The 23,006-nt window shown below is 41.7% G+C and carries 21 protein-coding genes; 10 read left to right on the top strand and 11 right to left on the bottom strand.

Annotation, left to right across the window (positions count from 1 at the left end; all coding sequences use genetic code 11):
- Positions 1–443 precede the first annotated feature (443 nt).
- The 3 genes from dut to FTV11_RS00295 all read right to left on the bottom strand — a co-directional run bounded on the left by dut (position 444) and on the right by FTV11_RS00295 (position 3,768).
- Positions 444–896, bottom strand: coding sequence for a dUTP diphosphatase (gene dut, locus FTV11_RS00305; protein WP_111885270.1), 453 nt, complete (start codon positions 894–896; stop codon positions 444–446).
- Between the two features lie 62 nt (positions 897–958).
- Positions 959–2,998: a UvrD-helicase domain-containing protein gene (locus FTV11_RS00300; protein WP_078193107.1), complete on the bottom strand. Its 2,040-nt coding sequence runs from the start codon at positions 2,996–2,998 to the stop codon at positions 959–961.
- A 137-nt stretch (positions 2,999–3,135) separates the two neighbouring features.
- Positions 3,136–3,768: an OmpA family protein gene (locus FTV11_RS00295; protein WP_078190036.1), complete on the bottom strand. Its 633-nt coding sequence runs from the start codon at positions 3,766–3,768 to the stop codon at positions 3,136–3,138.
- A gap of 247 nt (positions 3,769–4,015) precedes the next feature.
- Between FTV11_RS00295 and FTV11_RS00290 the strand changes: the two genes are divergently transcribed.
- The 6 genes from FTV11_RS00290 (at position 4,016) to FTV11_RS00265 (ending at position 8,494) form a co-directional block, all read left to right on the top strand.
- Positions 4,016–4,939, top strand: a complete 924-nt coding sequence (locus FTV11_RS00290) for an acyltransferase (RefSeq protein ID WP_180073194.1) — start codon at positions 4,016–4,018, stop codon at positions 4,937–4,939.
- A 16-nt stretch (positions 4,940–4,955) separates the two neighbouring features.
- Positions 4,956–6,020: a preprotein translocase subunit SecA gene (locus tag FTV11_RS00285; RefSeq protein WP_373683927.1), complete on the top strand. Its 1,065-nt coding sequence runs from the start codon at positions 4,956–4,958 to the stop codon at positions 6,018–6,020.
- A gap of 125 nt (positions 6,021–6,145) precedes the next feature.
- A complete protein-coding gene (gene minC / locus FTV11_RS00280) occupies positions 6,146–6,865 on the top strand; it encodes a septum site-determining protein MinC (RefSeq protein ID WP_078193110.1) in 720 nt (239 codons plus the stop codon).
- A gap of 65 nt (positions 6,866–6,930) precedes the next feature.
- Positions 6,931–7,743 carry a septum site-determining protein MinD gene (minD, locus tag FTV11_RS00275; RefSeq protein ID WP_067670152.1) on the top strand — a complete coding sequence of 271 codons (813 nt, stop codon included), beginning with the start codon at positions 6,931–6,933 and terminating at the stop codon, positions 7,741–7,743.
- Between the two features lie 2 nt (positions 7,744–7,745).
- Positions 7,746–8,018: a cell division topological specificity factor MinE gene (gene minE / locus FTV11_RS00270; protein ID WP_078190039.1), complete on the top strand. Its 273-nt coding sequence runs from the start codon at positions 7,746–7,748 to the stop codon at positions 8,016–8,018.
- A gap of 188 nt (positions 8,019–8,206) precedes the next feature.
- Complete coding sequence (locus FTV11_RS00265) at positions 8,207–8,494, top strand: PA4642 family protein (RefSeq protein WP_067766167.1); 288 nt, start codon at positions 8,207–8,209, stop codon at positions 8,492–8,494.
- 81 nt (positions 8,495–8,575) lie between these two features.
- Here FTV11_RS00265 and FTV11_RS00260 read toward each other — a convergent pair whose 3' ends face one another.
- Positions 8,576–9,478: an AEC family transporter gene (locus FTV11_RS00260; RefSeq protein WP_180026554.1), complete on the bottom strand. Its 903-nt coding sequence runs from the start codon at positions 9,476–9,478 to the stop codon at positions 8,576–8,578.
- A gap of 104 nt (positions 9,479–9,582) precedes the next feature.
- On the opposite strand from FTV11_RS00260, the gene FTV11_RS00255 reads away from it, so the two are divergent.
- Positions 9,583–10,479 carry a LysR family transcriptional regulator gene (locus tag FTV11_RS00255; protein WP_180063915.1) on the top strand — a complete coding sequence of 299 codons (897 nt, stop codon included), beginning with the start codon at positions 9,583–9,585 and terminating at the stop codon, positions 10,477–10,479.
- Between the two features lie 43 nt (positions 10,480–10,522).
- Here the strand turns inward: FTV11_RS00255 and FTV11_RS00250 are convergent, their stop codons facing one another.
- Positions 10,523–13,636 carry a DNA translocase FtsK 4TM domain-containing protein gene (locus tag FTV11_RS00250; protein WP_180073193.1) on the bottom strand — a complete coding sequence of 1,038 codons (3,114 nt, stop codon included), beginning with the start codon at positions 13,634–13,636 and terminating at the stop codon, positions 10,523–10,525.
- A gap of 253 nt (positions 13,637–13,889) precedes the next feature.
- Here FTV11_RS00250 and trxB point away from each other — a divergent pair, with 253 nt between their 5' ends.
- The 3 genes from trxB (at position 13,890) to FTV11_RS00235 (ending at position 16,522) form a co-directional block, all read left to right on the top strand.
- Positions 13,890–14,843, top strand: coding sequence for a thioredoxin-disulfide reductase (gene trxB, locus FTV11_RS00245; protein ID WP_180026552.1), 954 nt, complete (start codon positions 13,890–13,892; stop codon positions 14,841–14,843).
- A gap of 110 nt (positions 14,844–14,953) precedes the next feature.
- Positions 14,954–15,685, top strand: a complete 732-nt coding sequence (gene aat / locus FTV11_RS00240; RefSeq protein WP_180026551.1) for a leucyl/phenylalanyl-tRNA--protein transferase — start codon at positions 14,954–14,956, stop codon at positions 15,683–15,685.
- Between the two features lie 21 nt (positions 15,686–15,706).
- Positions 15,707–16,522: an arginyltransferase gene (locus FTV11_RS00235; protein ID WP_078190044.1), complete on the top strand. Its 816-nt coding sequence runs from the start codon at positions 15,707–15,709 to the stop codon at positions 16,520–16,522.
- 85 nt (positions 16,523–16,607) lie between these two features.
- Here the strand turns inward: FTV11_RS00235 and rimI are convergent, their stop codons facing one another.
- The 6 genes from rimI to rpsL form a co-directional block, all read right to left on the bottom strand.
- The gene (gene rimI / locus FTV11_RS00230) at positions 16,608–17,066 is read right to left on the bottom strand and encodes a ribosomal protein S18-alanine N-acetyltransferase (RefSeq protein WP_180004229.1); all 459 of its coding nucleotides are present in this window, start codon (positions 17,064–17,066) and stop codon (positions 16,608–16,610) included.
- A 117-nt stretch (positions 17,067–17,183) separates the two neighbouring features.
- On the bottom strand, positions 17,184–18,065 hold the full coding sequence (locus FTV11_RS00225) for a metal-dependent hydrolase (protein WP_078193116.1): 882 nt from the start codon (positions 18,063–18,065) through the stop codon (positions 17,184–17,186).
- Between the two features lie 216 nt (positions 18,066–18,281).
- Positions 18,282–19,472, bottom strand: a complete 1,191-nt coding sequence (gene tuf, locus FTV11_RS00220; RefSeq protein ID WP_180002848.1) for an elongation factor Tu — start codon at positions 19,470–19,472, stop codon at positions 18,282–18,284.
- Between the two features lie 93 nt (positions 19,473–19,565).
- Positions 19,566–21,701, bottom strand: coding sequence for an elongation factor G (gene fusA / locus FTV11_RS00215; protein WP_180004228.1), 2,136 nt, complete (start codon positions 21,699–21,701; stop codon positions 19,566–19,568).
- Between the two features lie 131 nt (positions 21,702–21,832).
- The gene (rpsG, locus tag FTV11_RS00210; protein ID WP_005011815.1) at positions 21,833–22,303 is read right to left on the bottom strand and encodes a 30S ribosomal protein S7; all 471 of its coding nucleotides are present in this window, start codon (positions 22,301–22,303) and stop codon (positions 21,833–21,835) included.
- 178 nt (positions 22,304–22,481) lie between these two features.
- On the bottom strand, positions 22,482–22,856 hold the full coding sequence (rpsL, locus tag FTV11_RS00205) for a 30S ribosomal protein S12 (protein ID WP_000246374.1): 375 nt from the start codon (positions 22,854–22,856) through the stop codon (positions 22,482–22,484).
- Positions 22,857–23,006: the final 150 nt, after the last annotated feature.

Raw genomic sequence — 23,006 nt, 5'->3', positions numbered from 1 at the left:
ATAATATTTAAACACTGATCAAAAACTTAAAATCAATCCAAAAACACCTATTATCTCTAAATTATTTTTTTAAATAAATCAAAACTTTACAGTTTATAAAATATCAAACCACGCGTTCATCTATATTTATTTTACTTTTCAAACATTTTTAAACCCCTCTTCCACTCTGTACAAATATAGTAAATTGATTAAATTTAAATCAACAAACAAGGCTCAATTTATTCTTCTCTATTAAAATATAAACCGAGTAATTTCATCAGAATTAAATTTTTCGAGATAAGCCTATAAACGATATTGATAAAAGCCTAAACACTCTAAATATAGGTTTGATTTTTAATAAATTAAAATGATATAAATAAAAACCATCACGAGGATGGTTTTTATTAGCTACTTGATTGTAGGCATTTACTTGTCAACACACTGGATCAAAAGTCTTGCGCTGATTAGTTTTTACCTGTATGACCAAAACCGCCTGCTCCTCGTTCAGTGGCTTCAAACTCATCCACAATATCAAACTGAGCTTGTACAACTGGCACTAAAACATATTGTGCTAAACGCTCACCCGGCTCTAGGCTAAATGCCGTTTGGCTACGGTTCCAAACAGATACCATCAATTCACCTTGGTAGTCTGAGTCAATCAAACCGACCAAGTTACCCAACACGATTCCGTGTTTATGACCTAAGCCTGAACGCGGCAAAATTAAACCTGCAAAGTTAGTGTCTTCGATATAAATCGATAGGCCTGTTTTTACCAGAACAGTTTGACCCGGCTCAATCACGGTAGTCTCTTCTACACATGCACGTAGATCAAGGCCTGCCGAACCTGCTGTTGCATAAGTTGGCATTGGCCATTCTGTACCTAAACGTGTGTCGAGAACTTTAACTTGAACTTTCATGGTTCATTCCTGTTTCAATAAAACGAATTTTCAAAAAATAAAAATAATCTACGCTTTAAGCTTTAACGCTTAATCAGCGCACGTAAATTTTCTAAATAATGCTGTGCTTGCTGTTTAGGATCGATATCCCCTGCTAGCTTTTTCTTGCGTCCTAACCACTCCAATTCATCTTGTGGTAGTTCATCCAAGAAACGGCTTGGTGTCATTTGTCGCATTTGCCCACCGGCTTTACGTTGCTCAGCCAAAGTCATGGTTAAACCTTGACGTGCACGAGTAATCCCCACGTACATCAGTCGACGTTCTTCCTCGACCGTGTCGGCAGCAATGGAGTTCTTATGCGGCAGAATTTCTTCTTCTAGACCAATCAAATAAACAAATGGAAATTCCAGACCTTTCGACGCATGGAGTGTTAACAAATTGACTTTATCAGTGTCTTCTTCTTCTTGTTGCTGTTCTAACATATCGAGCAACACCATTTTACGAATCACACTTTCAATGTTCTTTTCATCTACATCTTCTGCACGGTTAATCAAACTTTGAATACTGCTATACAGCACTTCAATGTTATCGAGTTTGGTTTTTTCCTGTGCTGGCGTTGCTGCCGACTCTTTCACATAGTCGATATAACCCGCTTCTATCATCATGCGACGAATGATCGGAACAGGCTCATCATCTTCTAACAATTCACGGGTAAAGGTCGAAATAAAGTCCGCAAATTCGGCCAATTGGGTTGTGGCTTTTTTCGGAATCGCCATACTTAAGCGCTGGTCGCCTGCTGCACTGAGTAAGGATAAATTACTTTCCTGCGCAAATAGACCAAGCTTTTCCAAAGTCACAGGGCCAATCGCACGTTTTGGTGTATTGATAATTCGTAAGAATGCACTGTCATCTTCAGGGTTGATGATCAAACGTAAGTAGCTCATCAGGTCCTTAATTTCAGCACGAGCGAAGAAAGACTGACCACCCGATAATTTATACGGGATCTGCATTTGGCGTAGCTGTGTCTCTAGAGCACGCGCTTGGAAATTACCACGGTATAAAATGGCGTAGTCTTTCCAATTTTTACCGTTCATCAGCTTGTGCGTAATCAAGTCTTTTACGACGCGTTCTGATTCATCATCGTCATTACGACAAGTAATCACGCGGATCACTTCACCATGGCCTTTATCTGACCAAAGCTTTTTATCGAAAATATGTGGGTTATTGCCAATAACTGTATTGGCAGCTTTTAAAATACGACTGGTCGAGCGATAGTTTTGCTCAAGCTTAATCACTTTCAGATTACGGAAATCTTCCTTCAATAAAGCCATATTCTCAGGCTTAGCACCACGCCATGCATAAATCGATTGGTCATCATCACCTACCGCGGTGAACTGTCCCATGACACCCACGAGTAATTTCACCAAAATATATTGCGCGGTGTTGGTATCTTGATATTCGTCGACCAATAAATAGCGGATTCGATTTTGCCAACGATCACGCACTTCTGCATTTTCTTGTAATAAGCGCGTTGGCATGACAATCAAATCATCAAAATCAACGGCATTGTACGCACGTAAATTACGCTCATACAGTTGATACAAATGCGCAAATTGAACGTCTTCTGCTGTTTCACAGGTGGTATGCGCTTGCTCAGGTGGAATCAGATCGTTTTTCCAATCTGAAATCATTTTCATGGCTTTGGCAATCAGCTCTTTACTTTCTGCACCCGACAAATTGTCGCGATGCATTAAGTCCATCAAAATGCGTTTGCAGTCATCTGCATCTAAAATTGAAAAGTTATTTTTCAGTGGTGTATTTTTTAATTCCAAACGGAGCATGTTTAGCCCGAAGTTATGGAATGTAGAAACCGACAGCCCTTTTGCCTCTTCACGGCTCATCAGCTTCGTCACACGCTCTTTCATTTCACGCGCAGCTTTATTGGTAAAGGTCATCGCGGTGATACGGTGCGCAGGAATACCACAATGCTTCACCAAATAGGCAATTTTACGGGTAATCACCGATGTTTTGCCTGAACCTGCCCCTGCAAGTACTAACAAGGGTCCTTGAGTGTATTTCATTGCTTCAAGTTGCTTGTCGTTCAACTGACTTGCCAGTGACATAGTCTTTCCTCTTATTAATTCGAGGATGATTATAGTCATCTGAAACGATCTTGCCTAATGCAAAATGTATTTTATCGGTCATTAAAAATGCCATAAAAAAAGCCACCCGAGGGTGGCCTTTCGTTTCGAACTAAAACTTATTTAGTTTCGTAAACTGAGATTTCTACGCGACGGTTTTGTTCACGACCTGCAGCAGTTGAGTTATCCGCTACTGGAGAAGTTGAACCGTAACCACGTGCAGTAATACGAGTTGAAGAAATACCTTGAGACGCTAGGTAGTTTTTCACTGAGTTTGCACGGTTTTGAGAAAGTGGGTTGTTGATCGCATCAGAACCTGTGTTATCTGTGTGACCATGTACAACGATTGCAAGTTTGTTTGCAGTACCGTCTTCACGCAATACTTTAGCAACGTCATTCAACGCAGATTGGAACTGAGATTGAATAGTTGAAGAGTTAGTTGCGAAAGTTACTGATGGCATTACAAGGTTGATCGAACCATCTGGATTACGACCTACGTCAACACCAGTACCAGCCAATTCTTGTTTAAGACGTTGTTCTTTCTTATCAAGAAGAAGACCAGCACCCGCGCCAACTACAGCACCAATTGCAGCTGCTTGACCCATTTTGTCTTTATCAGCATTAGAATAAGCAATACCAGCGCCTAAAAGAGCACCTAGACCAGTACCGATTGCTGCTTTGTCATATTCCATGTTTTGACAACCAGTAAGTGCCATTGCCCCAACTACTGCCGAAATTACTAGTGCACGCATTGCATGCCTCCTTCTTTGTGTTTTGTTGTATGGTTGAAATGATGAAGTAAAACAAATGGCTGAACCATTGATTTTTTGTTAATAATAAAACGTTTAGTTACAATTTGTAATATGAATACGAGATTTATTTGTTAATTCCATCACAATTTCTTCACAGTTCAGCAGATGCCCTTTTTTATTTAATCAACTCGAACTATATTTACTAGAATCAATCATTATTTGGACAATTTCCGCTAGGACTTTTTATATGTCATCTCAAACAAATAAGCAACCGACACTAAAAAAAATTAGCAAAGGACTTACCGTCGGTTCCGTTATGACAGGCAGTACTTTTTTCCATGGTCCTCCTGTTTTAGCCCTTGGTCTGACCAAACTCTTTAAAAAATCAAAAAAGGTCGATGAAACCAACATTAAAATCACCAACAGTTGGCTCACCGTCAATAACTGGCTGATTGACCATGTTCTGCCTAATACCGAATGGGACATTACCATCGATGAAGGCCTCGACTTAAATTTGCAGGGTCGCTATCTCATGACCTGTAATCATCAAAGTTGGGTCGATACGACAGTCAACCAATATTTTGGTTTAACCCGTATGCCTCTGACGCGTTTCTTTACCAAATGGGAGCTCATTTTCATTCCATTTGTGGGACAAGCTTTTAAAATTTTAGGCTTCCCAATGATGAAACGTCATAGCAAAGAACAAATCGCGAAAAATCCTGAACTTAAATATCGAGATATGGAAGAAGCGCGTAAATCTTGTGAACAGTTATTGAGCCAGCCTTTTACCCTGCTGAACTATTTGGAAGGCACTCGCTTTACCCCTGAAAAACATGCACAGCAGCAATCGCCGTATCAAAATCTTCTTAAACCAAAAGCAGGTGGTTTGGCACTGGCACTCAATATTTTAGGGGATCAAGTCGATGCTCTCGTGGATATGACCATCGTCTATCCAAATGGTGCACCAGGTTATGGCGAATTTTGGCTCGGTGAAGTTCCGCGTATCGCCGTGGATTTACGTAAAATTGAAATTCCAACGTGGATGCATGGCGGCAACTATGAAGATGATGCAGAATTCCGTGAAAAATTTCAGCATTGGGTAGATGAGCTGTGGACGGAGAAAGACCAACTCATTACTCGTATGAAAGCTAAATACTCAGTTACTGAATAATTAAGAAGAAGTTTTTATGTCGCAGAACAGCATGCCGCAAAACAAGAAATCTAAATATCATCATGTCAATCCAAACAGTTGGTCATTCAAACTGTTTTTGATTTATGACATTTTCATGGTGTTTATTATTGTTTTTAACTTGTTCTGCCTATGCATGAACTTTTTCCTCATGAGCAATCTTGGCAGTTGGTTCTTTAACAGTATCCACCTGCCCGATGTGCTGAGTTTTTACCGTGAACATTTGCATCCGTGGGTCATTACCACCGAAGCGTGGTTTATTATCTTTTTGATAGTCGAACTGTTGGTACGTTGGGCGATTGCTAGCATCAACAAGCACCATCAGCGCTGGTTCTTCTTCCCGTTTATACATTGGTACGAAATTTTAGCTATTGTGCCGCATTTACGTTTCCTGCGTTTATTTCGTGCGGGCATTATTGCTTATCGACTGTATGAAATGGGCTATCAAATCGTGCCTTCTGCATGGCAGAAAAAGGCATTGTTCTACTATCGAGTCGTGATGGAAGAACTGTCAGATCGTGTGGTACTTACCGTGTTAGATGGTGTTAAGCATGAGCTCAATACCAGTACAACCCATAAAGACCTAATTAGTAATCTTGTGCAGCATCACCGTGAGATGTTCACCCAAGTTTTAGCTGAGATTTTGCAAGAAAATTTAAGCAAAGAGCTACGTACTGAACGTGAATTGATCGCCAAAAATGTCGGACAAATCGTCAGTCAGGCCATCGAAGATACCCCAGAACTCACGCAGCTATTGCGCTTAGTGCCAATCGTTGGCAGCCGCATTGAACAGCAGATTCAAAGTATCGGGCAACGTTTGGGTGAAAATATTACCCAAGGTTTAATTTCCCCATTGGCTTATCCCAATACATCGACGGCTCAAAAACCCAATCTATATTTAGACATTTCACAGCGTGTTAGCCGTATTGAAATCGAAAATAATGCCCAGCTGGATGAGTTGGTTCGCTCTGCGGTTTTTGAAAGTCTAGAGGCTATTCGTAAGCAAGTGAAAGTAAAACAGTGGCAGCAGATTATGCAGGAACAGGACCAAGCTACAGAATAAACACTTAGTCAAAAATAATTGCGAACTCCGCTAGAGTATTCATGCAAATTGTTCTAGGATTTGCTCTATTTACAACATAACTACTTCGGCACAAAAGTAATAGTTAGAAGTCTCAAGGATTCAATATGGCTGATATACGGATAAAAGGCAAAATGGTCAATGCGATTCGCATTCACCTCGATACCAATGATCATGATGCGATCCGCCAGCAACTTACTCCAATGTTCCAAAAGGCTTTTCCACCCGGAACATTAGCCGTGATTGAAAGTACGGTTGATCAAGAACTAATTGCACTGATTCAACTACTTATTAGTATTGAAATTCAACCGATTGGTGTCACTGAAGGTCCGCTATCGGACCAAGCACGTGCTATCCAATTTCCCGTAGTTCCTGCGGATCGCAAACTACAACAAGTTAAACCGACACGCGAACAAGTGGTTGAAGAACCCGCACCTGCAGAAGAAAAAACCGAAGATAAAATTGCTGCAGTCGAAGTACCGACCATTCGTCATGCTACGTCGTATCACAATGAAATCTTACGTACAGGTCAATGTTTAGTCCAAGACCATGGCGATATCATTATTAATGCTGGTATTAATAGCGGTTCAGAAGTAATTGCTTCAGGAAATATACATATTTATGGTAGTGCTCGTGGTAGAGTCATTGCCGGAGCTGGTGGGAACACGGCTGCACGTATTTTCTGCCATTCATTAGAAGCTGAATTGGTTTCAATTGCAGGGACTTACTGTGTCGCTGATGACATTCCACCTCATGTGGTCAAACAGCCAGTACATATTTATTTGAATGACCAGCAAGAGCTAGTATTTGAAGCTTTGCAATTTTAATGTATAAATAATCACCAAACCCCTAATTAAAAAAGGGGATTTAAACCATAACAGGAGTGGATTCGGTGGCGAAAATTGTTGTCGTAACATCAGGTAAAGGTGGCGTAGGTAAAACAACTACAAGCGCATCTTTTGCAACAGGTTTAGCCCTTCGCGGCCACAAAACTGTTGTGATCGACTTTGATGTGGGTTTACGTAACCTAGACTTGATCATGGGCTGTGAACGCCGCGTTGTATATGACTTTGTAAACGTATTGAATAACGAAGCTCGATTACAACAAGCGCTTATTCGCGATAAAGATATTGAAAATCTCTACATTTTACCAGCATCTCAAACACGTGATAAAGACGCGTTAACAGATGAAGGTGTAGCACGTGTAATGGACGAACTTTCTCAAGAGTTCGATTACATTATTTGTGATTCACCTGCGGGTATCGAACGTGGTGCAATTTTAGCAATGTATCATGCTGATGAAGCGATCATTGTAACGAACCCAGAAATTTCTTCGGTACGTGACTCTGACCGTATTATTGGTATGCTTGACAGCAAAACCAAAAAAGTAGAACAAAACGAAGGTCGTATCCGTAAGCATCTATGTATTACACGTTTCAATCCAGAACGTGCGGATAAGCAAGAGATGTTGACGATTGATGACATTTCAAAAGATATTTTACGCGTACCGACTTTAGGTGTTATTCCTGAATGTAAAAGCGTTCTACAAGCATCAAACGAAGGTAAACCAGTGATTCTGTTTACAGAAGAAGCGGCTGGCCAAGCGTATGATGACCTTGTTGCACGTTTCCTTGGTGAAGAACGCCCTTACCGTCATATTACGGTAAAACCTAAGGGTTGGTTAGCACGTCTATTTGGAGCGTAATCATGGCAGGATTCTGGAGCAAACTTTTTAGCAGCGACGAGAAACCGTCAAGCGCACAAACGGCAAAAGATCGTTTAAAAGTCATCGTGGCATCTGAAAATGGTCTAGGTAAACGCCTCAGCCAAGACAAGATCGACATGATGAAAAAAGAAATCATGCAAGTGGTAAACCGCTATGTTCGTGGTGTAGATGAGCAACATATTCAAATGTCTGTTCGTTCTGAAGCGAATATTGAAATGCTTGAAATGAATATCAATTTGCCTGAAGAACGTTAATCTGAATTCTGATTAGCCAAGTAAATTGAATCAAGGCAAAATGTGAGAGTGGCAGAAATAGGATTTTAGCTATATTCCGCCCACTTGAAGTACAGCTTCAAGTCTTGCGACTAGGTAAAGCCGTGCTTTACTCATCTAGTCTCTCATATTTTGCCTTTTTGTATTTTTAAACCAGCAAGGAGATTGCGATGGCATTATCTCAGCCAGCAACGTTCAACGAAGAATGGTCAGATGAGCGTGTATTTGCCTACCTTACTCAGCTTCCTCCTGAAGGAGTGAATGGCGACTTTCACGTGCTTTACCATGCTTTCAAACATATGCGTCCAAATGACTATGAGCGTCTTTTGACTCAATTCGTTGCCGATGGCCGTGATGTGAACGCAACTAATCCTGAAGGTCAGCGTATTCATGACGTAATTGCTCAATACCCACGTCAAAGCGCAGGTTTCCTCGAAGTATTGGCAAAATTTGCTTAATTTCGAGTACCAAAAAAAAGCCCGCATGATGCGGGCTTTTTTTATCAGATTTAAAATCGGCGTTATTGAATATCATCATGATCAATGCACGATCAACATGAGCAATGGAAACATCAAGCCAAAACCAATGGTTTGTACACTAATAATCGCCGCCATCAGTTGTGAATCGCCCCGATAATAGCGTGTCAAAATATAAGACGATGATGCCGTCGGCAAAGCAAAAAAGACCACTAAAATCATCCGCTCAAAATCAGTCAAACCCATCCATGTACTCAATAGATAAGCAATACATGGCATTAACATGAGACGCCCTATCGTATTTAAACTTAAACGACGTAGATCGGCGCGCATTTGCTGAAACTGTAATGCCGCTCCCACAGACAATAAACCCAAAGGTAAACTCATTGCCGCCAATATTTTTAGCAGCTCGGGTAAACCATTAAATAAGGTGAGACCTGATAAATTAAATAGAACACCGACTACACAACCTAGAATGAGCGGATTTTTCGCGATAGAAATACAGGTTTGTCCAAGCTGTTTAACGCTGATATTGGAAAAAGACAGGACAGAAATGATATTCACCAAAGGAACAGCCACAGCAATCAACATCGCAAACATTTGCATGCCTTCTGAGCCAAACAGCGCCCCCATTAATGACAAGCCAATATAGGTATTAAAACGAATATGACTTTGGATATACACGCCAAAACGCTGCACGGGGATATGCATAAACTGCTTGATCCCCCACAACACGATGCTGATCAAACAGGTGCCCGCAACCAGTACTGTCAACATTCGTGAAACAGTGTTCATATCCAATTGCACGGCTGATACATTCAAAAATAGCAGCACAGGAAATAAAACGTAGTAATTAAGTTTTTCTGAATTTGCCCAAAATTCATCCTGAACAAACTGTGTGTATTTAAGCACATAGCCCATCGCGATTAATGCAACGAGGGGAAACAATGCGACGACGATATTCATGCTGTACGCCTTGAAATAAAGTAGCTATTTCATCTTTAACCATTTATGTAGCACAATATAATCCTCATCTAGACTCATAACAAAATGAGTAATTACTCATGGCAATGACATTTTCTCAGCTTGAAATTTTTATTAAAGTCGCAGAACAACAAAGCTTTACTCTCGCTGCTCGACAGCTGGGAATTACTCAGTCAGCTGTCTCTCATACCCTAAAGTGTTTAGAGCAACATTGGAATGTCAGCTTATTTAGCCGTGAACAAGGCGAAATTAGCCTGACTCATATTGGTCAGCAGTTATTACTGCATGCCAAAGAAATCATCAATACGGCACAAATCATGCAACAAGAAGTGCATGCCGCACATGGTATTCAACAAGGAACGTTGAGAATTGGCTCTTTTGGTTCTTCTAGTTCGATTCATCTGCTTCCAGAGCTATTAAAGGCATATAGAGAGCGCTATCCGCACATTGAGATCTATGTCGAAGAAGGTACCGATGCAGAAGTGTCTCGTTGGATTTCTGAACGTCAGATTGATGTGGGTTTTGCCGTACTCCCTAAGCCGCAGCTGTTCACCTTCCCGTTAATTCAAGACATTTTCATTGCCTTGATTCCAGATAGTTATTCAGTTTCCAAACACAGTCATTTAAATATCCAAGACCTGCAAAATTACCCCTTTATTATGACCCGTGCGGGCAGCCAGTCCCATGTCGAAAAACTGCTTAAACAACACCACATACAACCTAAAATCACCTATCAAATGTCGCAACTGTTAACCATTTTAAATATGGTGAATTTACAGGAAGGGATTGCTATCGTTGCAGATATGGCGATGCCTGCTGAGCTGTTGGCATTGCATCCACATGTGGTCAAACGTCCACTCTTTCCAAATACCCAACGGCAAATTGGACTCGCCGTAAAAAATCAAAAACTCATGAGCCCTGCCTGCAAAGCCTTTATCGAATTGGCCCAGTCCATGTTCTACCAAGATGAGTTCTCAATCTAAAAATAAAAAAAAACCTGCCGAAGCAGGTTTTTTGTTTTAGGACTTAGACCAAGATATCTCGTTTGCCATTTGGCCCCATCCCACTGACGATGCCATTTTCTTCCATCTGATCAATAATCCGTGCTGCACGGTTATAGCCGAGACTGAATTTACGCTGTAAAGATGAGGTCGATGCTTTACGTGTTTCCAAAACGAAACTAACACATTGATCATACAGCGCATCACGGTCTGATCCACCATCACCATCTTCAAAACCGCGAGATGTCGGCTCTTCATCATAAGGCGTGAGGATTTCATCGACATAATTCGGTTCACCGCGCTCACGCCATGCATCACAAATACGGTTCACTTCATCGTCTGAAATAAACGCGCCATGTACCCGTTCAGGTTCAATTTTCCCCGGTCCGAGGAATAACATATCACCATGGCCCAGTAAGTCTTCCGCACCACCAGCGTCTAAGATAGTACGTGAATCCAGTTTACTGTTCACACGTAGCGCAGCACGCGTTGGAATATTGGCTTTGATCAAACCTGTCACTACATCTACGGTTGGACGCTGAGTCGCCAACAGCAAATGAATCCCTGCTGCACGTGATTTTTGTGCAAGACGGGTAATCATTTCTTCAGCTTTTTTACCCACTTGCATGATCATGTCGGCAAATTCGTCGGCAACAATTACGATCAACGGCATAGGCTGTAAACGTGGCGCACGACTTTGCGTTGCTGAGTCATCTGGCTTCCAAGTTGGATCAATGAGATCTTCACCATTAGCCATTGCTTCTTCAATTTTGCGGTTAAAGTCAGTCAGCTTACGTACTTTCATCAAAGACATCAGCTTATAACGACGCTCCATTTCATTCACACACCAGTTCAATGCACTCACCGCATCTTTCATGTCAGTTACAACAGGCGTTAACAAATGTGGAATATCGTTATAGTTGGCAAGTTCCAACTGTTTCGGGTCAATCATAATGAGACGCAGTTGCTCAGGTGTGTATTTCAACAACATCGACAACAACATGGCATTGACTGCGACTGACTTACCAGAACCCGTAGTACCTGCCACCAACATATGCGGCGCTTTCGCCAAATCGGCCAAGACAGGATTACCTGAAATATCTTTACCCATCGCCATACTAAGTAAGGCATTTGGATCACGGTAAGCAGGAGTTTCTAACAGCTCAATAAGACGAACCATTTCACGTGAACTATTTGGGACTTCAATCCCGATATACGGTTTACCCGGAATGACTTCCACCACACGTACAGAGGCCATAGACATCGAACGTGCCAAGTCACGTGAAATATTGGTCACTTTCGACGCTTTCACACCAGGTGCTAAATCAAGTTCAAAACGTGTTACGACTGGTCCCGGCTGTGCCTCTACAACTTTGGCTTTGACATTAAACTCTTGCAGTTTAATTTCTAAAAGTTCAGACAAGCGAGACAATTGCTCTGCAGTGAAATTGACTTTCTTGTTCGGATCAACCGGATCTAAGATTTCCAAGCCCGGCAAAGTCGGTAAATCCAAGCGTTTTTGTGCCACTTGCATCGCACGTGACATTGGACGACCAGAGGCATCGGTTAAAGGAGCATCAAAGTCAAAATCATCTTCGAGATCTAAATCGATGTCTTCAGGTTTGCCCGCCGTTTCTTGCCACACTTCACGGAAAGCATCTTTATTCGAGCTGATTAAGGCTTTTTCATCATCAGATACAAAAGTCTGCGGCTGCGTATTGATTTCAGCACGAACCAAAGGCGTAGATTGCGCGTAACTACTGGTTGTACGAACCGGCTGCGCCTGTTCTATCGCTCGCTCTGCTTCTTCAACCAGCAAATCATCAAGATCATTAAATTCGGTTTCAGCACTGATATTTTTCGGTGTGGTCAGCGGTGTAATCTGTGCAGCAGCTACACCTAAACCTGCAACTGTGGCAGCAGCACCTGTAGCAAATTCATTTGAATGCGTTGTTGGACTTTCATTTTGCGCTGTATTAAATGGGCTATGCACATCCGTCGCTGTTTTACTATTCGGGACAGCCGCTAACAGCTCATCGAAGATTTCATCATCATCCCAATCCACTGATTTTTTAGCAGGTTGCACCGCTTCTGTCGGAGAATTCGAATGCACATCTGCTGTTTTGTTGAAATATTCAGTTTGATTGGCAGGCTGCTCTTCTTCCGCAGCTTTGAGTAAAGCATCAATATCTTGTTTATGCCTTTGGTCATCATTTGAATGCAAGGCACGCCAAACCTCTCCTGTCGCAACAACACGTTGTTGATCTTGCTCAAACTGACGCACTTTCGCCAAAGTATGTTCAAAATCATCATCGGATGGTGTAGCAGTCTCCATCGAATCTACCGTAGATAAATGCTGTACATTGCCTTCTTTTTCTGCCCATTCTTTATCAGCAATATCATCAAATAAACGCTCAGCAACACGATCGCGTACTACAGGGTCAACCTCTACGGCATGATGCTCATGGGCGGGTGTAACTGGTGCAACCACTTTTGATGCATGCGCAGCAGCACTCTCTTTTTTAGTCGTTGGTACTGTACGGTCAAATGCGGTGTCGCCTTCAGGCACATTGCGATAGAACAAATCTTGCAGATAAGCTGGTGTCGATTTCATGGTTGCCCATGTCTTATTCCACTTGATGCCAAAGGCCAAAGTGAACAACATGATCCAAAATGCAATAAGAAATATTGCTGCACCATAGACCGTTAAAATTTGTTCAAGACTTTGACCCAGTTCATAACCAATAATCCCGCCCGATGCATTTTCTAAAGTATCTTCAGGGACATTCCAAAATAGGAAAAGTAAACTTGAAGTTGCCAGTAAAATAAAGAACTGAGCGGCATAACGAAATGGACGGTTTAAAAAACTACGTGGCCACCACACTTGAATTGCTTCGAGAAATAAATAGACAGGTATCAGCAGACTTGCCCAACCTAAAAATCCATAGAGTAAATCAGCGATCCATGCACCTGCGACGCCGCTGGCATTTGAAACTTGCTGAGTATCACTGGATAAATGCATCCATCCCGGATCAAATGGCGTATATGTGACTGTTGCAAGGAACAGATATATCCCAAATGAAACAAGGAATAAAGTCATTATTAAGCGCTGTGCATATGCACCCGACACCGCTGTCATATACGTTCCTGTAACCAATTCTTCATGAATGTTTTTGTCATTACCCACAACAAAAATGGGCTGAATCTAAACCTGTTATTATGCACCTGTTCAATAAAAAAGATGCAAGATAATTTAAGTATAGTTGTTAACTTTATTCTATATAGCTCAAAACGATTTCGATGATCAATAATATCGACTTTAATCTCACACAATCGTTTCAAACTTTGACGTATAATTCCACAAATTATCATATAAAAAAAGGATTCTACGGATGAGCGCTCGTCACTCACGTCTAATTATTTTAGGTTCTGGTCCTGCAGGTTATAGCGCTGCGGTATACGCTGCCCGTGCGAACCTGAAACCGACACTCATCGCAGGTATTCAATTAGGCGGTCAATTGACTACAACGACAGAAGTAGACAACTGGCCAGGTGGTGCAGAAGGTTTAACAGGCCCTGCCCTAATGGAACAAATGCAAGCTCATGCTGAACGTTTTGGTACAGAAATTGTGTATGACCATATCAACGAAGTGGACCTCAATGTTCGTCCGTTCGTGCTTAAAGGCGATATGGAAGAGTTTACTTGTGATGCATTGATTATTTGTACAGGTGCAACTGCACAATATTTAGGTCTTGAATCAGAAGCTGCTTTCATGGGTCAAGGCGTAAGCGCATGTGCAACATGTGATGGCTTCTTTTATAAAAATCAAAAAGTCATGGTTGTCGGCGGTGGTAATACTGCTGTGGAAGAAGCGCTGTATCTTTCAAACATTGCTTCTCATGTCACTCTTGTACACCGTCGTGACACTTTACGTTCAGAGAAAATCCTTCAAGATCATCTTTTTGCAAAAGAAAAAGAAGGTAAAATCAGTATTATTTGGAATCACCAAGTGGATGAAGTCATTGGCGATAACACCGGTGTGACTTCTGTACGTATTAAATCTACGCTAGATGATTCAACTCAAAATGTTGATGTCACTGGAATGTTTGTGGCGATTGGTCACAAACCAAACAGCGGTATTTTTGATGGTCAATTGAACCTACGTGATGGCTACATCCAAGTTCAAAGCGGAACTGCGGGTAATGCAACACAAACGTCTATTCCGGGTGTATTTGCTGCGGGTGATATTGCCGACAGCATTTACCGTCAAGCCATTACTTCTGCAGGTTCAGGCTGTATGGCTGCACTCGATGCTGAAAAATACCTTGATGCACTCGGTGAATAATCTTTTGCTTAAGTCATTTGCTTAGCTAAACAGTTTTAAAAATTAGCCGACCTGATGGTCGGCTTTTTTATGTATGATAAAAATCCGTGTAACTCAATAAGAAGCTTGGCATGCCGATACTCCCTCCTTCTGAATTTACTTTCCCCGATCCAGCTGAATGCGATCCTGATGGTGAAGGCTTAATTTGCATCGGTGCTGACCTCTCTCCTTCTACATTGTTTGAAGCCTATAGCCATGGTCTTTTCCCGTGGTTTAGTGAAGGTGATCCGATTTGCTGGTGGTGTCCTGAACCCCGCTGCATTATTCGACCGCAGGACTATCATCCAAGCAAATCGTTATTACGCAGCATGAAAAAAATGGACTATAAGATCACCATTAATCATGCGTTTGAAACTATGATTCGCTCATGTTCATTGCCACGTAGTTATGCCAATGAAACATGGATTTCAGAAGATATTATTCAGGGATATTCTGCGCTGTTTGAAGCAGGCTATGCTTATAGCATTGAAGTTTGGGAAAATGAGACCGTTGTCGGAGGACTCTATGGCGTCAATATTGGCCATGGCTGCTTTGGCGAGTCTATGTTTAGTACACGAACAGATGTCTCTAAAATGGCGTTTTACACCTTAATGCTCATCGGGCAAGAGAATCAGTTGCCATGGATTGATTGCCAATTGGTCAACGATCACCTCTTAAGCTTAGGTGCGAGTACACTTTCTCGCCAACAATACCTTAATTCGTTACAAGATGTTGTTAAACAACCCTCTATCGATTGGAAAAAGTATCAGGACAGTGTATTTTCAAGTAAAACAATAGCGCAATGGGCAAGTCTCAGCGCATGACAATAAAAGAGGGATATTACGATGAATTCCTATCAACCGAAGTCCCTGTTGAACGAATTACAGTACTACATCACGCCTCCGCATGATTGTAGCTACTTAGAAAATAAATCTGCTCGGATGGTCTTTCTTGATCCTGTCCATCGTATTGATGTGGTCACGTTATCTGAACTTTCCCGCATGGGTTTTCGTCGTAGTGGGGATTTTGTCTACCGCCCTGAATGTCATCTTTGTCGCCAATGTTTGTCCTCTCGCGTTCCTGTTCATGAATTTCAAATGAACAGCGTGCAAAAAAAAGCGTGGAAACGGAATCAAGATTTAACGGTGAAAATTAGCCGTCCTCAAGATGCCGATGCAAAGCATTATGCCCTGTACGAACGCTATATCAATGAACGGCATGCTGATGGTGATATGTACCCACCTAGCCAAGATCAATTTGAAAAATTTTTAATTAATAGCTGCACTGACAGTTTCTTTTTAGAGCTATGGTTGGATGAGCAACTAATCAGTGTATCTACCTGTGATCCACTCGATGATGGTATTTCAGCGGTATATACCTTTTTTGATCCTGATGAAAGCCGTCGCTCACTAGGGACTTTTGCCATTCTGAAACAAATCGAGCATGCACAAAAGCTTGGATTGCAATATGTCTACTTGGGCTATTGGGTGCCAGATTCGCAAAAAATGAATTATAAATCTCAGTACATTCCACTGGAACTTCTGCTTGATGGACAATGGCGTCGACTCAATCGACCACTGACCCAAGAAGAAATTAGCCAACTGGGGGATTCCCTGATGACCACCTTACCTTCAGGTTGGAATAATCCTATTATTAAATAAAAGGGATCAAACAAAAGATCTTCAATAAAAAAGCATTCGTTTATTCACGAATGCTTTCTTTAAATCTGATGACGCTTCACCGCTTTTATTTAAATAAAGCTGCAAAATCATCAATACAAGCCTTCACCATAATAATGGCGTGCTCACGAGTTCCATCGGCATTTGGATAATAATTCTTTCGCAAATCGATTTGATGAAAATCCGCTTTTTCATATAAACGGATCGCTGGTTGATTACCTTCTCGCACTTCTAAGAAGATTTGAATGGGGTTATTTTTGAGTAAGGCAATAGATTCATCGAGTAATTGAAAACCTAATCCTTTGCCTTGCTGGCTCGGATCGATCGCCATTAACAATAAATTTGCTTCATCTAAAACGGGTTGTAAAATGCAAAAACCTACAACTTTTCCTTGTCGCTCAATCACCGTACTTTGATAGGCAGCAATCGATTCTTGAAATTGTTTTAAGGTCCAAGGATGGCTTTGTACGCGGCGCTCGATATCGTAAACCTGCTGTACATCAGCGTCTTGCATCAAACGAATCATCTTCGTTTATCTTTCTATAGCTAGGGTATGCGCATTATAAAAAGTTTGCTTCTAAAGTTGAATAAAAAAAAGAGCGATTTACATCGCCCTTCTCAAAAAGTCACCACAGCGCTGTGATTAGAGACCCAAATATGCTTTCCACGTTTTTAACAAACCTGAAGTATCTAAATCATTCGGGTGAAAACCTGGTTTAAAATACATCAGCATTTCTTTACCCATACCAGTGATGATGCCTTTTGAAGGGCTATAACCATAGGTATAAATATCTTTTAATGCTTCAAAATTAAGCTTGTTATCTTCTTTTAATAAACGAGCAACAAAGTAGCTTTGTACGAAGAATAAAGTCACCATTGCGCCAATCAATGAGCCTGTTCGGAGTGCGTAGGCCTTAATTCCCTGACCAAAGACACCTTCAAAAACATCATAAGCCACGGCTTTATGTTCATTTTCTTCAATCGCATGCCACAACCACATATTTTTCATGGTTTCATCTGTCATTAAAGCTTGAATATGTGGGTTAACCAATAACTGTGAAGCGATGGTTGCAGTGAAATGCTCAAGTGCCGTAGTTGCGGTAAGATCTACCATTTCTTGAGTGATACCAACAGGTTTACCAATACGTGCAAAAACTTTTCGCACACCTTGGATAACTCGACCCGTTGCCTTATCAAGCGTTTCGACATCATGACCGTATTTTTGTGCAGAGGCATTGAAACCTTCATGCTCTTGCGTATGCATGGCTTCCTGACCAATGAAAGCACTAATTTCTTTTTGTAGGGCTTCATTATTTGCGATCGCGGGATGTTTACGTACTGCACGCACACTATCAATAAAGAACATTTCACCCGCGGGAAATAAAGCAGATAATGCGGTCATAAAATGTGTCAAACCAGCTGAGCCGTTCATCCAGTACTCTGGTACCGCATCAAAATCAAAATTCATGCGGCGTACAGGGAAACTTGCACCTGCTCGATTAGTAATCTTTACTTTAGCGTTCATGCCTAACTCCTTTTTGAGTTATGAAATACTCAAACTTTTATTGGTTTTCTTGAGTTCATATTACGGTTTTATTGACGCGTAATTATTTCAGTTAAGGACAGTGAATTATCACTAAAGGACAGCTTTAAAAAATATTGTCAGACAATTTCCCTATCACATTGAATAAACATAAAAAAAAGCGCCTCAAAGAGGCGCTTTTTTACACACATTTAGTGATTATGCAGTTACTTTAGAAACTACACCAGCACCAACTGTACGGCCACCTTCACGGATCGCAAAGCGTAAGCCAGCGTCCATTGCGATTGGGTGGATTAATTCTACTGACATTTCTACGTTGTCACCAGGCATAACCATTTCAACGCCTTCTTTAAGCGCGATCGCACCAGTTACGTCAGTTGTACGGAAGTAGAACTGTGGACGGTAACCGTTAAGGAATGGAGTATGACGGCCACCTTCGTCTTTAGAAAGTACGTATACTTCTGCGTCGAATTTAGTATGCGGTTTGATTGTACCTGGTTTAGCAAGTACTTGACCACGTTGAACGTCTTCACGTTTAGTACCACGTAGAAGAACACCACAGTTCTCGCCCGCACGACCTTCGTCAAGAAGTTTACGGAACATTTCTACGCCAGTTACAGTTGTTTTAACTGTATCTTTAATACCAACGATTTCAACTTCTTCGCCTACTTTCACGATACCAGTTTCAACACGGCCAGTTACTACTGTACCACGACCTGAAATTGAGAATACGTCTTCGATTGGCATAAGGAATGCTTGGTCGATAGCACGTTCTGGTTCTGGGATGTAAGAGTCAAGAGCTTCAACAAGAGCAACTACAGCATCTTCGCCGTATTGACCAGCTTCACCATTAAGCGCTGCAAGAGCAGAACCACGGATTACTGGAGTGTCGTCGCCTGGGAAGTCATAAGTAGAAAGAAGTTCACGAACTTCCATTTCTACTAATTCAAGAAGCTCTTCGTCGTCAACAAGGTCGCATTTGTTTAGGAATACAACGATGTAAGGTACACCTACCTGACGAGAAAGAAGGATGTGTTCACGAGTTTGTGGCATTGGACCATCAGTCGCAGCACATACAAGGATCGCACCATCCATTTGCGCAGCACCAGTAATCATGTTTTTAACATAATCGGCGTGACCTGGGCAGTCTACGTGAGCGTAGTGACGGATTGGAGAATCGTATTCTACGTGTGAAGTATTAATTGTAATACCACGTGCTTTTTCTTCTGGTGCAGAGTCGATTGCAGCGTAATCTTTCGCTTCACCACCGAATTTTTTTGCACATACAGTTGCAATTGCAGCTGTTAAAGTAGTTTTACCGTGGTCGACGTGACCAATTGTACCCACGTTAACGTGTGGCTTATTACGTTCGAACTTAGCCTTAGCCATGAGATCTTCCTTTTTAAACTACTCATGCAGGGATACTGCATGAGCATTTGGTTTTTAACTATGAATTAGTTTGGGCTTATAGTAATCGAAAGATTACTCGTCGTCACCTTTTTTACCGCCAGATTGGAACTTAGCGATGATGCCTTCAGCCACGTTACGTGGTGTTTCAGCGTATTTAGCGAATTCCATAGAATAAGTTGCACGACCTTGAGACATAGAACGCATATGAGTTGCGTAACCAAACATCTCAGAAAGTGGAACTTCTGCACGGATAGCTTTAGTACCACCAGGTAAATCGTCCATACCTTGAACAAGACCACGACGACGGTTTAAGTCACCCATGATATCGCCCATGTAGTCTTCTGGAGTTTCTACTTCAACTTTCATGATAGGTTCAAGCAAGATAGGATCTGCTTTCATGAAACCGTCACGGAATGCGTAAGAACCAGCCATTTTGAACGATAATTCGTCAGAGTCGACGTCATGGTAAGAACCATCGAACAATGTCGCTTTGATGCCAACAACTGGATAACCAGCTAGGACACCATTCTTCATACGTTCTTGGATACCTTTGTCAACCGCACCGAAGAATTCTTTAGGTACTACACCACCTACAACTTCTTCAGCGAACTCGTAATCTTTGCCAGCATCTTCAGCAAGTGGTTCTAAACGTACGTATACGTGACCAAACTTACCTTTACCACCAGTTTGACGTACGAACTTACCTTCTTGTTCAACTGATTTTTTGATCGTTTCACGGTAAGCTACCATTGGTTTACCAATGTTCGCTTCAACGTTGAATTCACGCTTCATACGGTCAACAATAATGTCAAGGTGAAGCTCACCCATACCAGCAATAATTGTTTGACCAGATTCTTCGTCAGTACGTACGCGGAATGAAGGGTCTTCTTTCGCCAAACGACCTAAAGCAACAGACATTTTTTCTTGGTCAGCTTTAGTTTTAGGCTCAACCGCAAGCGCAATTACTGGCTCTGGGAATTCCATACGCTCTAGTGTAATTACATTGTTTTCATCACATAATGTATCACCAGTCGTAGTATCTTTAAGACCTACACATGCTGCGATATCACCCGCACGAATTTCTTCAATATCGTGACGGTCATTTGCGTGCATCTGTACGATACGGCCAACACGTTCGCGCTTCATTTTAACTGGGTTATAGCAAGGGCTACCTGCTTTAAGCACACCAGAGTAAACACGTACGAATGTTAAGTTACCTACAAATTTGTCGTTCATGATTTTGAACGCAAGCGCAGAGAACGGAGCATCGTCAGACGCTTCACGAGAACCTTCAGTTTCGTCTTTGTCGTCAAGGATACCTTTAATCGCCTCGACATCAGTCGGCGCAGGTAAGAATTCAATTACAGCATCCAACATACGTTGAACACCTTTGTTTTTGAACGCTGAACCACATAGCATTGGTTGAATTTCATTCAACAATGTACGTGCACGTAAACCTGAAACGATTTCTTCTTTAGTTAACTCACCTTCTTCAAGGTACTTGTCCATGAGTTCTTCTGATGCTTCCGCAGCAGCTTCAACCATGTTAGTACGCCATTCGTTAGCTAGTTCAACTAATTCAGCAGGGATTTCGCCATATTCAAACTTCATACCTTGAGACGCTTCGTCCCAGATAATCGCTTTCATTTCGATTAGGTCAACAACACCCTGGAAGTTTTCTTCTGCACCGATTGGAACAACGATTGGCACTGGATTACCACCAAGACGTGTTTTAACTTGTTCAACAGCACGGAAGAAGTTCGCACCAGTACGGTCCATTTTGTTCACGAATGCAATACGTGGAACTTTATATTTATTTGCTTGACGCCATACAGTTTCAGACTGAGGTTGTACACCACCTACAGCACAGTAAACCATGCATGCACCGTCAAGAACACGCATAGAACGTTCAACTTCAATAGTGAAGTCTACGTGTCCTGGGGTATCAATTACGTTAATACGGTGCTGTTCGAATTGGTTACCCATCCCTTTCCAGAAGCATGTTACTGCCGCTGAGGTAATAGTAATACCACGTTCTTGCTCTTGTTCCATCCAGTCTGTAGTTGCAGAACCTTCGTGAGTTTCACCAAGTTTGTGACTCTCACCTGTGTAGAACAAAATACGTTCTGAAGTGGTAGTTTTACCAGCATCAATGTGCGCAGAGATACCAATGTTACGATAACGAGAAATTGGGGTTTGACGAGCCATGATTTCTAGCATTCCTAAATTTTGTTGTTTAAAACAGGACGCTTTAAGCTGCATAGCAACTTAAAGCGATTCGATGACAAAACAGTGACAACTGATTTGTCACCCTCCTGAATAGGGGCTGTTTTATCCGCTTAGAAACGGTAATGAGAGAAGGCTTTGTTGGCTTCAGCCATACGATGCACATCTTCACGTTTTTTGATCGCTGCGCCTTTACCTTCAGCTGCATCAAGCAACTCACCAGCAAGACGTAAAGCCATAGTTTTTTCAGAACGCTTAGCAGCAGCATCTACTAACCAACGCATAGCCAAGGCAGTACGACGGGATGGGCGTACTTCCATAGGCACTTGGTATGTAGCACCACCAACACGGCGTGCTTTTACTTCGACCATAGGACGAACTTTTTCAAGAGTAGTCTCGAAAAATTCAACTGGGTCTACTTTAGATTTTTCTTGAACGCGGTCTAAAGCACCGTAAACGATACTTTCAGCAATAGATTTTTTACCATCTTGCATTACGTGGTTCATGAATTTAGCGATTGTTTGGCTGCTGAACTTAGGATCCGGAAGGATTTCACGGGCAGCAACTACGCGACGTCTTGGCATTTTAATACACCTAATAAATATGACACTTCAGGTTACTCCAGCAGGTGCACAAAGTGTCATGTGCTTTCGCTGGCCTTACTATACGTCGCTTGGAATTTTCACAAAAAATGCAGAAATCAGACAAGCGAGACGATAAAGGATTGCAGTTCTAACGAACTAAGAAGTTAATCTTTTCAGATTATTTCTTAGGACGTTTAGCACCGTATTTAGAACGAGACTGGTTACGATCTTTAACACCAGCACAGTCTAAAGAACCACGAACGGTATGGTAACGTACACCCGGTAAATCTTTAACACGACCACCACGGATAAGAACAACACTGTGCTCTTGTAGGTTATGGCCTTCACCACCGATGTAGCTAGAAACTTCGAAACCTGAAGTTAAGCGAACACGGCAAACTTTACGCATTGCTGAGTTAGGTTTTTTAGGTGTAGTTGTGTAAACACGTGTACAAACACCACGACGTTGTGGACAAGCCTTCAACGCAGGAACTTTAGATTTTTCAACTAAAGTTGTACGACCCTTACGGATCAACTGATTTGTTGTTGCCATTTGGCAATTCTCCCGTTAATAAAAAGCCCCAAAAAATACTACTTTTTGAGGGCATGCAATTGTAAGCGAAGACTTAAAATTGGTCAACAATATACGATCATCGAAAACATTTATTCATCGTGATTTGCGCAATTTTTCACCCACAAATAA

The organism is Acinetobacter sp. YH12231, assembly GCF_013417755.1.
GTDB classification, from domain to species: domain Bacteria; phylum Pseudomonadota; class Gammaproteobacteria; order Pseudomonadales; family Moraxellaceae; genus Acinetobacter; species Acinetobacter amyesii.
The sequence above is the reverse complement of the archived record's forward strand: the minus strand, read 5'-3'. Positions and strand labels throughout refer to the sequence as shown.

Coding starts and splice junctions, on each gene's coding strand:
- FTV11_RS00225 (WP_078193116.1), bottom strand. CDS start 18,065: ATGAACGCTAAAGTAAAGATTACTAATCGAGCAGGTGCAAGTTTCCCT.
- minC (WP_078193110.1), top strand. CDS start 6,146: ATGGCTGATATACGGATAAAAGGCAAAATGGTCAATGCGATTCGCATT.
- FTV11_RS00235 (WP_078190044.1), top strand. CDS start 15,707: ATGAATTCCTATCAACCGAAGTCCCTGTTGAACGAATTACAGTACTAC.
- minE (WP_078190039.1), top strand. CDS start 7,746: ATGGCAGGATTCTGGAGCAAACTTTTTAGCAGCGACGAGAAACCGTCA.
- aat (WP_180026551.1), top strand. CDS start 14,954: ATGCCGATACTCCCTCCTTCTGAATTTACTTTCCCCGATCCAGCTGAA.
- trxB (WP_180026552.1), top strand. CDS start 13,890: ATGAGCGCTCGTCACTCACGTCTAATTATTTTAGGTTCTGGTCCTGCA.
- tuf (WP_180002848.1), bottom strand. CDS start 19,472: ATGGCTAAGGCTAAGTTCGAACGTAATAAGCCACACGTTAACGTGGGT.
- FTV11_RS00285 (WP_373683927.1), top strand. CDS start 4,956: ATGTCGCAGAACAGCATGCCGCAAAACAAGAAATCTAAATATCATCAT.
- FTV11_RS00250 (WP_180073193.1), bottom strand. CDS start 13,636: ATGACAGCGGTGTCGGGTGCATATGCACAGCGCTTAATAATGACTTTA.
- FTV11_RS00260 (WP_180026554.1), bottom strand. CDS start 9,478: ATGAATATCGTCGTCGCATTGTTTCCCCTCGTTGCATTAATCGCGATG.
- rpsL (WP_000246374.1), bottom strand. CDS start 22,856: ATGGCAACAACAAATCAGTTGATCCGTAAGGGTCGTACAACTTTAGTT.
- FTV11_RS00290 (WP_180073194.1), top strand. CDS start 4,016: ATGTCATCTCAAACAAATAAGCAACCGACACTAAAAAAAATTAGCAAA.
- FTV11_RS00255 (WP_180063915.1), top strand. CDS start 9,583: ATGACATTTTCTCAGCTTGAAATTTTTATTAAAGTCGCAGAACAACAA.
- fusA (WP_180004228.1), bottom strand. CDS start 21,701: ATGGCTCGTCAAACCCCAATTTCTCGTTATCGTAACATTGGTATCTCT.
- dut (WP_111885270.1), bottom strand. CDS start 896: ATGAAAGTTCAAGTTAAAGTTCTCGACACACGTTTAGGTACAGAATGG.
- rpsG (WP_005011815.1), bottom strand. CDS start 22,303: ATGCCAAGACGTCGCGTAGTTGCTGCCCGTGAAATCCTTCCGGATCCT.
- rimI (WP_180004229.1), bottom strand. CDS start 17,066: ATGATTCGTTTGATGCAAGACGCTGATGTACAGCAGGTTTACGATATC.
- FTV11_RS00300 (WP_078193107.1), bottom strand. CDS start 2,998: ATGTCACTGGCAAGTCAGTTGAACGACAAGCAACTTGAAGCAATGAAA.
- FTV11_RS00265 (WP_067766167.1), top strand. CDS start 8,207: ATGGCATTATCTCAGCCAGCAACGTTCAACGAAGAATGGTCAGATGAG.
- FTV11_RS00295 (WP_078190036.1), bottom strand. CDS start 3,768: ATGCGTGCACTAGTAATTTCGGCAGTAGTTGGGGCAATGGCACTTACT.